The sequence below is a fragment of the Halomonas sp. LMYGS-3 genome, assembly GCF_059509875.1.
Window position 1 is genome coordinate 1 of the sequence record NZ_JCAKFQ010000012.1, and the last position, 11535, is coordinate 11535.

An 11535-nucleotide genomic window follows, 5' to 3' on the forward strand; every position below is an offset into this window, starting at 1 on the left:
GTGCTTGAGGTGATCATTCCACAGCACCTCGGCGATATCGGCCATGCCCATGGGCGCACCGGGATGGCCGGAGTTGGCCTTCTGGACGGCGTCCATGGAGAGGGCGCGGATGGCATTGGCCAGTTGAAAGCGAGTCGGCATGGGATTTCCCCATCGGTTGGTTGTTGTCGGGTCTGGTGAGTATCGGATCAGGGGGTCGCCAGACGCTCGGCGATCAGAGCCTCGAGGCGGGCCTGGTCCTCGGCGAAGCGGCGAATGCCCTCGGCCAGCTTGTCGTTGGCCATGGCGTCCTGGTTGTGGCCCCAGCGGAACGCGGGCTCGCTGAGCGGTGCTGGCCGTGAGCCGCTGGCGTCTTCCATCACCACCCGGCGCTCCACCTCGCCGTCGCTGGCGGCGAGCTCCTCGAGCAGCGCCGGCGAGATGGTCAGTCGCGGGCAACCGGCGAGCGCCAGCACCTGGCCGGTGGTGCGGAAGCTCGCGCCCATCACCACGGTGTCGTAGCCGCCCCGGCTCGCGCGGGCGCAGACGCCGTGCACGAACTGCACACCCGGGTCCTCGTCCGGCGCATAGTCGCGCCCGGTCGCCTGCTGGTACCAGTCGGTGACCCGGCCGACGAAGGGCGAGACCAGGTAGACACCAGCGTCGAAGCAGGCCTGGGCCTGGGCGTCGCTGAACAGCAGGGTCAGGTTGCAGTTGATGCCTTCGCGTTCCAGTACCTCGGCGGCGCGGATGCCTTCCCAGGTCGAGGCCAGCTTGATCAGCACCCGATCGCGACCGACACCGCGCTTCTCGTACAGCGCGATCAGCTCGTGGGCCTTGCGGATGCTGGCCTGGGTGTCGAAGGACAGCTTGGCGGCCACCTCGGTGGAGACGCGGCCGGGCACCACCTTGGCGATCTCGCTGCCCATGGCCACGGCGAGGGCATCGACGGCCTGCTCCGCCTGGACCTGGCGATCGCCGGTCTCTGCCCGGATCGCCACCAGTTCCGTATCGATCAGGGGCTGATAGGTGGGGAGTTCGAAGGCCTTGAGGATCAGCGAGGGATTGGTGGTGGCGTCCTGGGGTCGGTAGCGCTGGATGGCGCTCAGGTCGCCGGTGTCGGCGACCACCAGGGAGTGCTGCTTGAGAGCGTCGAGTCGAGTCGTCATGGCATGGGCTCCTGTTGGAGTGGTGATGTTCTTATGATCTTGTATCGATCATATGTTTGAGGAGAGCTTCGCAAAAGTCAAGGCGTGATGAAGTGGGCTTCTGAGCTGCAAGAGGTGATTTTGTGGGAGATGCATGGCAATTTCTTGTATATAATCATGAAATAAAAAGGTTTTTATTATGGATTGCGTATGGTGTGGAGGGCCTGTCGGGAGACTGGGGTGGTGTCTCATTTGAACACTAGCTTTACAAATGAACAGATGATGATATTTTGAGAGGGGAGAGCCGAGCGAAGGGGGTCCTCATCGCTCACTTCCCGTCCTCCTGTTCATAGAGGTGTTCAGACATGTCCAGCAACCCCAAGACCCTCCGCGTGGCCATCGGTGGGGATGAGGCCGCCTTCCAGCTCAAGGAGGTGCTGATCGAGCACCTGCGCTCCCTGGGGCAGGAGGTCGATGATTTCGGTACCTACGATGCCGAGCCGATCCTGTACCCCGATGTGGCGGTCGCGGTGGCGCAGGCGATTGCCGAGGGGCGCTTCGATCGCGGCATCCTGGTCTGTGGCACCGGGATCGGGGTGGCGATTGCGGCGAACAAGGTGCCGGGGATTCGTGCGGCCCAGGCCCACGACACCTATTCCGCGGGCAAGGCCAGGACCAGCAACGATGCCCAGATCGTGACCCTCGGTGCGCGGGTGGTCGGCCCGGAGCTCGCCAAGAGCATCGTCACGACCTTCCTGGACAACGATTTCCCGGGTGGCGCCTCGGTCGCCAAGCTGGCGCGTATCCAGGAATACGAGCGGAGGCTGCCCCATTCGCGTGTCTGATCACGATGCCTGGGGGTGTGCTATCGTGTCCCGCTTGTCGAGAACCCGAGGCTGGTGGGACCCATGTCATGAATGAGCGTGTCGAGAGTGCCGATATCGATCTGATGACCGAAATCGCCACCCTCTACTATGTGGAGGGTGAGACCCAGGAGGTCATCGCCAAGCGGCTGGGGATCTCGCGCGTGCGGGTCGGGCGCCTGCTCAAGCGGGCCCAGGCGGAGGGGATCGTCGATGTGCGGGTGCGCCAGCACCCCGCCGTCAGTGCCGAGATCGAGCGCGAGCTGAAGCGGCGCTTCGGCATCAAGCGTGCGCTGATCGCGCTGGATCAAGGCGACGCCGACGCCCAGCGCTCGGCGGTGGCCAGCCTGGTGGCGGATCATCTGTCGCGCAGCCTGGTGGAGGGCGGCATCGTCACCGTGGGCATGGGGCGTAATGTCGGCGCGGTCGCCGACAATGTGTTCACCCAGGGCGAACGGCAGTGCTCCTTCGTCTGCGCCATCGGCGGGTCCCAGCGGGCCGGCGAGTACATGAACCCCGACCATATCTGCCGCCGCCTGGCGATGAAATTCGGCGGCGACAGCGAGACGCTCTACGCCCCCGCCCTGGTGCAGAGCACGGCGCTGCGCGACGAACTCTACGAGAACCACACGGTCAGGCAGACCCTGGACCGCGCTCGTCGCGCCGACTTCGCGCTGGTCGGTGTCGGCGACCTCAGCGAGGACAGCAACATGGTGCGCATGGGCTGGTTTTCCCCCCAGGAGATTTCCGAGGCACGCCTCTCCGGCACGGTGGGCGACATCATGGGGTGTCACTTCATCGATATCCATGGTCGACCTTCCGCCACGCCCATGCAGGGGCGCGTCATCGGACTCGGCCTTACCGATCTGGCGCGCATCCCCGATGTCATCGCCATCGCCAGCGAAAATACCAAGGCGGCGGGCATTCTCGGCGCACTGCGCACCGGGGTAGTGGATACCCTGGCCACCAGTGCCACCAATGCGCACACCATACTGCGCCTCGATGAGGCGACGCTGGTGGAGCCTTGACGCCCCGTTCGACGTTGCAGCGGCTCACTCTCTCACGACGAAGCGCCCCGGGCTCCATGAGCCCGGGGCGCTTCGTCGTGAGGACGGGGTGGCTCAGTGGGTCACGCCGGGGATCCGCACCTGGCGCGGGCAGGCGGCGCCGTCGGGCCCGAACAGGTGGCAGCGCTCACCCGCCAGCCCGAGTTCGACGGTCTGGTCGTCCTCGAGGTGGGTCAGGCCGTCGAGGCGCTGGGTGAGGGTCGTCTCGACGCCGTCGAGGCGCAGGTGGGCGAGGGTCTCGTAGCCGAGCTTCTCGGCGACCATCAGCCGGGCCGCCAGCTGGACCTCGGCCTGGTCGGGGGCGACGAAGTCCTCGGCGCGCACCCCCAGGGTGGCGCTGTCGCCGGCCCGGAGGCGGGCGCCGTCCACCGCCACGGCCAGGGTGTCGCCGTTGGGCAGGCGCACGGCGGTGCGCTGGCGGCCGGGGTCGACCACCTGCACCGGCAGGGTGTTGATGCGCGGTGAGCCGATGAACTCCGCCACCTCGAGGGTCCGGGGGAAGTGGTAGAGCGACAGCGGGGCGCCGACCTGGGCGATGCGCCCGCGCGCGAGCAGCACGATGCGGTCGGCGAGCGTCATGGCTTCGACCTGGTCGTGGGTCACGTAGATCATGGTGGCGCGCAGGCGCCGGTGCAGCTCGGCGATCTGCACCCGCATGTCGACCCGCAGGGCGGCATCGAGGTTGGAGAGCGGCTCGTCGAACAGGAACACCGCCGGCTCCTTGACCAGGGTGCGGCCGATGGCCACCCGCTGGCGCTGGCCGCCGGAGAGGTCCTTGGGTCGACGCTCGAGCAGCTCGCTGAGGTGCAGCATCCCGGCGGCATGGTCGACGCGCCGGCGAATCTCGGCCTTGTCGGTGCGGGCCAGCTTCAGGCCAAAGGCCATGTTCTCGGCCACGCTCATGTGCGGATAGAGGGCGTAGGACTGGAACACCATGCCGATGTCCCGCTCCTGGGGCGGGATCTCGTTGATGCGCTCGCCGTCCAGGCACATCTCGCCGCGGGTGATCTCCTCGAGCCCGGCGATCATGCGCAGCAGGGTCGACTTGCCGCAGCCCGAGGGGCCGACGAAGACCACGAATTCGCCGTCCTCGATGGTCAGGTCGATGTCCCGCGAGACCTCGACGCCGTCGTAGTCCTTGCCGATCCCGGTCAGTGTCAGACGTCCCATGACAGTCCCTCCTCAGCAGGGCAGCGCGCGATGGCGATGCCGTAGGCAGGCAGCCGAAGCTTGCCGTCATTCCAGGTGCCGTTGATCAGCGCCGGAGCGTCGTCCAGGGCTCGCGCCTGAACGGGCGCGCACAGCTCGCGAGGCTCTCCCGAGAAGTTGAGCGCCACCAGCAGGCGCTGGTCGCCATGGGCGCGCTCGAGACACAGCACCTCGTCGCGTACCGGGTGGTAGCGGACCGCGCCCTTGACCAGGGCCGGCTCGCCGCGGCGGAAGGCCAGGAAGGTGCGGTAGGCGTTGAGCAGCGACGCGGGATCGTCGTCCTGGCGGTCCGCCGCCAGGCCCAGGTGCGCGTCGGGTACCGGCAGCCAGGGCGCCACACAGGAGAAGCCGCCGTGGCGGGCGTCGGCCACCCAGGGGTGCGGCGTGCGACAGCCATCGCGGCCCTTGTAGGCGGGCCAGAAGGCGATCCCGGCCGGGTCGACGAGCTGCTCGAAGGTCAGGTCGGCCTCGGTCAGGCCCAGCTCCTCGCCCTGGTAGAGGCAGACGCTGCCGCGCTGGGTGAGCAGGAAGGCCAGATAGAGGCGCAGCTTCGCCGGCTCACCTTCGGCCTGCCAGCGCGTGGCGAGACGGGTGACGTCGTGGTTGCCGAGCGCCCAGCAGGGCCAGCCGTCGCCGATGCGCGCCTCCATCTCCGCGAGGGTATCGTGCAGGTAGCGGGGGTCGGCCTTGTCGGTCAGCAGATCGAAGGAGTAACACATGTGCAGGCGATTGCCGCCCCGGGAGTACTCGGCCATCACCCCCAGGGAGTCGTCGTCGCCCACCTCGCCGACGCTGGTGGTGCCGGGGTACTCGTCGAGCAGCGCGCGCAGTTTCTCGAGGAAGGCGAGGTTCTCCGGCTGGGTCTTGTCGTGCAGGTGGCGCTGGTAGCCGTAGGGGTTATCGGGCCGCACGCCGATGAAGCCCTCACTGATATCTTCCCGGGGGGGATTGTCCTTGAGCTCGCCGTGGGTGCAGAAGTTGATCGCGTCGAGGCGGAAGCCGTCGACGCCGCGCTCGAGCCAGAAGCGCACCTCGCCGAGGATCGCCTCGACCACCTCGGGGTTGCGGAAGTTGAGGTCCGGCTGCTCGGCCAGGAAGTTGTGCAGGTAGTACTGGCAGCGGCGGGTGTCCCACTGCCAGGCGGGCCCGCCGAAGATCGCCTGCCAGTTGGTGGGTGGTGAGCCGTCGGGCTTGGCGTCGGCCCACACGTACCAGTCGGCGCGGGGGGTGTCGCGACTCGCCCGGCTCTCGGCGAACCAGGGGTGCTGGTCCGAGGTGTGGGAGAGTACCTGGTCGATGGTCACCTTGAGGCCGCGGGCGTGGGCGGCCTCCACCAGGCGGTCGAAGTCCTCCAGGGTGCCGAACATCGGGTCGACGCCCCGGTAGTCGCTGACGTCGTAGCCGAAGTCCTTCATCGGCGAGGTGAAGAAGGGCGACAGCCAGATGGCATCGACGTTCAGCGAGGCGATGTAGTCGAGCCGGTCGATGACGCCCTGCAGGTCGCCGATGCCGTCGCCATTGGCATCCATGAAGCTGCGCGGGTAGATCTGGTAGATCACCGCGCCGCGCCACCAGTCGGCGCCCTGCTTGCCGAAATAGGGGGAAGTCTCTGTGGTCATGCACCTTGTCCTTGTCGTGGGTTCCGCGCGGGCGTGAGCCGCAGGAAAAGCGTCCAGGAGCATGGTGGCGGCAGTGTCGGGCTGGGACATCCTCCCGAAGGGGGGGTAGGCGGCGTAGATGGGGGGAGGAGGCGGGCCGTTACTCCCCCTGGATGTGCGCGAGCAGCTCACCGGCGAGCGCGATGGCTTCCTCGCGGCGGCGGATGTTCTGCTTCTGGTAGAGGCTCCTGATATGGGTCTTGATGGTGGTCGGGGCCACTGCGAGCTGCTCGGCGATCTGCTCGTTGGAGAGCCCGGCATGGATCAGCCCCAGGATCTGCCACTCGCGGCGGGTCAGCGGTGAGGTGCGGATCAGTTCGGGGACGTCGGGGCGCGAGACGATGTCGGCGATCACCGATTCGTCGAGCATCAGCCTGACGCCGCGGCCGAAGTCGCGCTGGCGGCCGGCCAGATCGAGGAGCCGCCGCGCCCGGCCTCGGGCCAGGTCGTCGAGCCGCTCGGTCGCCAGCAGGGCCGGCAGCATCTCGCCGAGGGGTCGGCCGAGGCGCAGGAAGCTGCCGATCAGGGCCGTGCGGGAGGCGAGTTCCAGGGCCTGGGCGAGATGCTCCAGCGCCGATTCGTGCCGGCCGCGTTGCCACTCCAGGGTGGCCAGGCAGAGCCGGTTGCGGTTGGCGTCGGTGACCAGGCCGAGGCGTTCGGTCTGTGCTTCGAGCGCCGTCAGCAGGGTGTGGGCCTCGGCGTGTCGGCCGAGCAGGGTCAGGGCACGGGCATGGTTGCGCAGGTTGCACTGGGCGAAGTGGTTGCTGGCCGTCGCCGGGTCGCCCGGCGGGGCCTCCTGCAGCCAGCGGGCCACGGCATCGAGGTCCTCGGTGGACTGCCACCAGGCGAGCAGGGTGGCGTGGGCATTGGCCAGCCAGTCGATATGGTAGTCGCCCTCGGCGAGGATCTTGCGCAGGCGACGGATGTGATCGGCGCACTGGGCCTGGTCACCACGGGCCTGGGCCACCTTGGCCAGGCTGATGTGGCACTGCAGGCCCCAGCGCTCGCCCCGGTCGTCGAGCACGGCGATGCCCTTCAGCGCCGCCTGCTCGGATTCGTCCAGCCGGTGCCATTCCCACAGCAGCTGGCTGCGGATGCGATAGAGGAACTCCGAGATGGGCAGGCGATCCAGCCCGCTGCGCTCCACATGGGCGATGGCCCGCTCCTGGATATCGAAGGCGGCCTGCAACCGCCCCTGGGCAACCAGGGTCTCCGACTGGTGGCAGAGCGACCAGAGCCGAAGCTGGTCGTCGCCGATGCGCCCCGCCTCGCGCTCGACCTCGCACACCCGGCTCAGGGATTCGCCCAGGTACCCCTGCACGAAACGCGACTCGCCGAGCAGTGCCGTCGCCGTGACCGGTGTCGCCGCGAGATAGCGGGCCGGCCGGGTCAGAGCGAACTCGGCCAGGGGGGCGGCACGCTCGGCATCGCCCTGGTTGATGGCGAGCTGGGCGCGCAGGGTGGCGAACTCGGCGGCGAGTTCCTGCCACGCGGGCGTCTCGAGCTGGGCCTCGATCCAGTCGATGGCCTGGCGGGTGCGCGAGAACCGGTATTGGGCGTGGGTGACCCAGCCGTGCAGCAGCGTCAGGTGGGGCGAGGCGGCGATGCGGGTGTCGCCCAGGCGTTCCAGTGCTCGGGCCATCAGCGAGAAGTGGCCGTTGGCGAGCAGGTGGGGGCCGTGCTCCTCGAGCAGCGCCGTCAGCGCCTCGGGGGCGTCCGCCTCGATGGCCTGGCCCAGGGCCATGGCGGGATCGTTCAACGCCAGCCAGCCCTGGCTGGCGCGCTGGTGCAGCTGGCGTTGGGTGGCCAGGCTCAGCTCGTCGCGACGGTATCTCAGGTAGCCGGCAAACAGCCGATGGAAGCGGAACCACTGGTCATTCGGATCGAGCCGCTGCAGGAAGAGGCCCTGCCGCTCCAGCGCCTCGAGGCGCTGGAAGACCCGGTCGCCCTCGACCAGGCGGGCCACCAGGGCCGGCGAGAAGCGCTCGAGCACGCCGAGCTGGAGCAGCAACCGGCGATCCGGCTCGTCGAGCGTCTGGTGCAGCAGGTCGTCGAACCAGGCCACGAAGTCGGGATGGGCGCCGCCGAGGCGGTCGACGAGGCGGTCGAAACCGGCCCGGGTGGTGGTGCGCTCGATCAGCCAGGCCAGCGCCATGACCCAGCCCTCGGTGCGACGCAGGGCACGCTCGAGGCTGACCCGCGTGGGCGGGAAGCTGAGTTGCTCGGCGCACAGGGTCTGGGCCTCCTCCCGGTCGAAGGCCAGGTCCGTCAGGCCGATCTCCTCGAGCTCGCCGCGCAGGCGCAGTGCCGGCAGGCCGAGTGACGGGCGGGTGCGCGAGATCAGCGTCAGCGTCAGCCAGGCCGGCTGGTGGCGCAGCCAGTGGCCGAGCCCGGCGAGGATAGCGGGGTGAGAGAGGTGCTCGAACTCGTCGATCACCAGGCGGCAGGGCCCGGCGGTAGCCGGCAGGGCGGTGAGCCACGCCTCCACGGCATCACTGAAGCCCCGGCCGTCGTTCGGCACGAAGGCACTGGCCAATGGCTCGCTGGCCGGTGAGTCGGCACAGAGCGCCGCCAGGGCGGCATGAAAGTAGCCGGCAAAGCGTGCTGGATCGTCGTCGCGCTCGTCCAGCCGCAGCCAGGCGGCCCGCTGCTCCAGGGCCGGCAGGCGTTCCGCCACCAGGGTGCTCTTGCCGTAGCCGGGCGGGGCCTGCACCACCAGCACGCGGATGCGCTCGTCGAGCACGAAGCGGTCGTTGAGGCGCGGGCGTGCCACCAGTGACAGTGGCAGGGGCGGCGGCGCGAGCTTTTCCTGGATCAGCGGCATCGGGCTCGGGGTCGGGTCACGGGGGAACGGGACATGTCAGTATGCCCGAGAGGCACCGGCCTGAGGGCCGGATACGACGAAGGTCAAAGGCATGGACGCGACAATGCGTTATGCTGCCGCCCATGTCGGAAGGGAGGACGTGATGTGACAGGGTGGGTCTACTGGCTGGACATGGCGGGCGTGGTCGTCTTCGCACTGTCGGGGGTGATCCTCGCGTGCCGCTCGCGGATGGATCCCTTCGGCATGCTGGTGCTGGCGGCGGTGACCGGCATCGGCGGTGGCACCCTGCGGGACCTGGTGCTGGGGGTCCGCCCGGTGTTCTGGGTCAGTGACCCGACCTATCTGTGGGTGATCCTGGCCACGGTGGGGTTGTCGATGCTGGGGTTCCACTATATCCACCGTCTGTCGCGGGTCTTCCTGCCGGTGGCGGATGCCTTCGGCCTGGCACTGTTCACCGTGATCGGCACCCACAAGGCGTTGATGCTCGAGGCGCCCGGTGTGGTGGCGGTGCTGATGGGGCTGTTGACCGGGGTCGCCGGCGGCATGGTGCGCGACGTGCTGGCGCGCCGCGTGCCGATGGTGCTGCGCCAGGAGGTCTATGCCACGGCGTCCATCGCCGGTGGCATGAGCTATGTGTTGCTCGAAGCGCTGGGGAGCCCCTCTGCGGCGGCGATCGCCCTGGCCATCGGGGTGACGCTCGGCCTGCGCCTGGCGGCCATCCACTGGCGGCTGACCCTGCCGGTCTTCGCCTGGGTGGTGATCCCGCTGGCGCCCGAACGTGAGGCCGCGAAGGGAGATGCGGCCGAAGGGGGTGCCCCTTCCGCTGCCAGGCCCAAGGTGAGGGTTCGGCTGATTCGTCCGGGGCAGTCGAAACGCAGGCCGAGGTCGTGATCATGAGGGTTCAGGCGACGCCTCGCCGCTTTCCGTTGTTTCACTGGGCCTGGCTCGGGTTACTGGTGCTGCTGGCCGGCTGTGCCGCCCTCGCACCGGAACTGGAACGCGAGCGCCATCGTCAGGCGGGGCTCGCCATTCAGGCCGTCTACGAGGCGGCGCTGCCCGAGCTGCCGCCGAACAAGCAGCGTCACTATGCCCAGCGGCTCTATCGCATCACCGGCGATGACCGCTACCTCGGGCTCAACCGCGAGTATGCTCGGCGCCTGCTGCAGCAGATCGACGACGAGATCGCCGGGCTGGCGGAGCCCGGCCACGCCGCCGAACGCAGTCGCGAGATCGTCGAGGGCTATTCGCAGCGCACCGCCAAGCGTCGGGCCAGGCGGGCGATGCTGGCCGAGTGGGGGGAGATCCCCTTCGCCAGGCAGCTGCTCTTCCGCCTGGTCCAGGCCGATTACTACGGCCTGCTGCCGGAGGTGGAGAACCTGGAGCGGGCGTTGGCGTATCTCGCCGGAGTCGATTGGGAGCCCTTCCTGGTCGATCCGGCGGTCATGCGCATCTACGCGGCCCAGGTGGCCAACCAGGTGATGTTCCTGCATCAGCTCGGCATCGTCGACCTGCGTGGCGAGGTGGTCGACGCCTTCCGGCGCCAGTATCCGGCAAGCGGCGCCGGGCGGTTGAGCGACGAGGAGTACCACAACAAGCTCTACGGCATGACCCACTTCGTGATCGCCGCGAGTCGCTACTACCAGCAGCGTGTGGAGGCCGAGGCGTTCGCCTGGGTGCTGGCCGCGTTCGAGCGGGATATCGGTACTATCCTGGCGCGGGCCACCGAGGATATCCAGGCCGAGGTCGCCCTGAGCTTCCTGCTGGCCGGACGCGAGGACCATCCCGTCGTGAATCGGATCCGTGAGGCGCTGGTGGCGGCCGTGGACCCGGAAGCGGGGATGATTCCCTCCCCCGCGGGCGGTACCGACCTGGCCAGGGGGGAGCATCGCAACGTGCTGGCCATCATGGTGCTGCGCTGGCCGGGCGTGCTCTACCCGGGGCCGACGCTGTCTGCGGCGGGCTCATGACGTCGTCATCGAGAACCTTCGGGAGGGCATGGCGGCCGCCAGTTGAGGGGAAAGCTGCTGCTTGATGTGTCGATAAAGCGGCTTGATCTCTTCGTGCATCTCCACCTCGGCCTGGTGCTGGTCGATGTAGAATGCTGCCCTCGGGCCATGGTACTCGATCAGCTCCCCGACTTGCTGGAATTTCAGCCCTGATATCTTGAGGAGCCTCGCAAAGCGAGGCTCCATCATGGCGAAGACATGTTGTCTTTTCGCCATGCCCACGATGGCCGTTGCGGCGAAGAACAGGCTCAGGCCTACCGGTAGCGACTGGTGCTTGACCTCCAGGTCGTGAATGTCCTTCTCCTTGACTCCCGCGATATTGCTTCTGGCCTTTCTGAATGAGGGGTGCACGGCGAGCCTGGACACTTCACAGATTCTCTCCTCGGGGAAGTGGTCGGGATGCAGGGAGGGGTGCGTCAGGCTCTGGCCACCATAGGTGGTAAGCGGAAGCTTTCGGCCCGAAAGTTGGCCATCGAACTGTGGCAGGACAACACGCATGCAGCCTACCGTCAGGCCCGTCTGATTGTGTTCGACTACACAATGAATGGCATTGTCGTCGAAGACGTCATATTCCAGCTGACGTTCGGCATCCGTGGGTGGCTCGTAGTGCAATTCCGCGCAGTAGACATCGTGGCGCAAGTGGAAGGCACGGCGTTTTTCCTGCTCGTTGCAAGGTAGCTTGAAGCTGAACTCGGCTCTAAAGCATTCGAATAGCTCTGTTATCGACCGACCTTTCCGGGGTGGTGGGGATGTGGAGGCCATGTGATGGTTCCCTTGCGCG

At 67.9% G+C, this 11535-nt stretch carries 10 protein-coding genes; 4 read left to right on the forward strand and 6 right to left on the reverse strand.

The window, feature by feature from the left end; genetic code table 11:
* Positions 1 to 141: thiamine pyrophosphate-binding protein (locus AC5W54_RS12690; RefSeq protein ID WP_495962560.1), on the reverse strand; the 141-nt coding region annotated here is incomplete at its 3' end.
* Positions 142 to 188: 47 nt separating this feature from the next.
* Positions 189 to 1148: a transaldolase gene (gene tal / locus AC5W54_RS12695; protein WP_495962462.1), complete on the reverse strand. Its 960-nt coding sequence runs from the start codon at positions 1146 to 1148 to the stop codon at positions 189 to 191.
* A gap of 344 nt (positions 1149 to 1492) precedes the next feature.
* Here tal and rpiB point away from each other — a divergent pair, with 344 nt between their 5' ends.
* Together rpiB and AC5W54_RS12705 are read left to right on the forward strand one after the other, a co-directional pair.
* Positions 1493 to 1972 (forward strand): ribose 5-phosphate isomerase B, encoded by a 480-nt coding sequence (rpiB, locus tag AC5W54_RS12700; RefSeq protein WP_495962463.1) that lies wholly within the window; start codon positions 1493 to 1495, stop codon positions 1970 to 1972.
* Positions 1973 to 2040: 68 nt separating this feature from the next.
* Entirely contained in the window at positions 2041 to 3018 is a 978-nt protein-coding gene (locus tag AC5W54_RS12705; protein ID WP_495962464.1) for a sugar-binding transcriptional regulator, read from the forward strand.
* A gap of 93 nt (positions 3019 to 3111) precedes the next feature.
* Here AC5W54_RS12705 and ugpC read toward each other — a convergent pair whose 3' ends face one another.
* The 3 genes from ugpC to malT all read right to left on the reverse strand — a co-directional run bounded on the left by ugpC (position 3112) and on the right by malT (position 8748).
* The gene (ugpC, locus tag AC5W54_RS12710; protein WP_495962465.1) at positions 3112 to 4227 is read right to left on the reverse strand and encodes a sn-glycerol-3-phosphate ABC transporter ATP-binding protein UgpC; all 1116 of its coding nucleotides are present in this window, start codon (positions 4225 to 4227) and stop codon (positions 3112 to 3114) included.
* Complete coding sequence (locus tag AC5W54_RS12715; protein WP_495962466.1) at positions 4215 to 5885, reverse strand: alpha-amylase family glycosyl hydrolase; 1671 nt, start codon at positions 5883 to 5885, stop codon at positions 4215 to 4217. Before AC5W54_RS12715 ends, ugpC begins: the two co-directional genes overlap by 13 nt.
* A 139-nt stretch (positions 5886 to 6024) precedes the next feature.
* A complete protein-coding gene (gene malT, locus AC5W54_RS12720) occupies positions 6025 to 8748 on the reverse strand; it encodes an HTH-type transcriptional regulator MalT (protein WP_495962467.1) in 2724 nt (907 codons plus the stop codon).
* A gap of 144 nt (positions 8749 to 8892) precedes the next feature.
* Between malT and AC5W54_RS12725 the strand changes: the two genes are divergently transcribed.
* Both AC5W54_RS12725 and AC5W54_RS12730 read left to right on the forward strand, forming a co-directional pair.
* Positions 8893 to 9639 carry a trimeric intracellular cation channel family protein gene (locus tag AC5W54_RS12725; RefSeq protein WP_495962468.1) on the forward strand — a complete coding sequence of 249 codons (747 nt, stop codon included), beginning with the start codon at positions 8893 to 8895 and terminating at the stop codon, positions 9637 to 9639.
* A 2-nt stretch (positions 9640 to 9641) separates the two neighbouring features.
* Positions 9642 to 10715: a DUF3541 domain-containing protein gene (locus AC5W54_RS12730; RefSeq protein WP_495962469.1), complete on the forward strand. Its 1074-nt coding sequence runs from the start codon at positions 9642 to 9644 to the stop codon at positions 10713 to 10715.
* On the opposite strand, the gene AC5W54_RS12735 is transcribed toward AC5W54_RS12730, so the two are convergent.
* On the reverse strand, positions 10710 to 11516 hold the full coding sequence (locus tag AC5W54_RS12735) for a PEP-CTERM/exosortase system-associated acyltransferase (RefSeq protein ID WP_495962470.1): 807 nt from the start codon (positions 11514 to 11516) through the stop codon (positions 10710 to 10712). The two genes, AC5W54_RS12730 and AC5W54_RS12735, sit on opposite strands and share 6 nt — an antisense overlap.
* Positions 11517 to 11535: the final 19 nt, after the last annotated feature.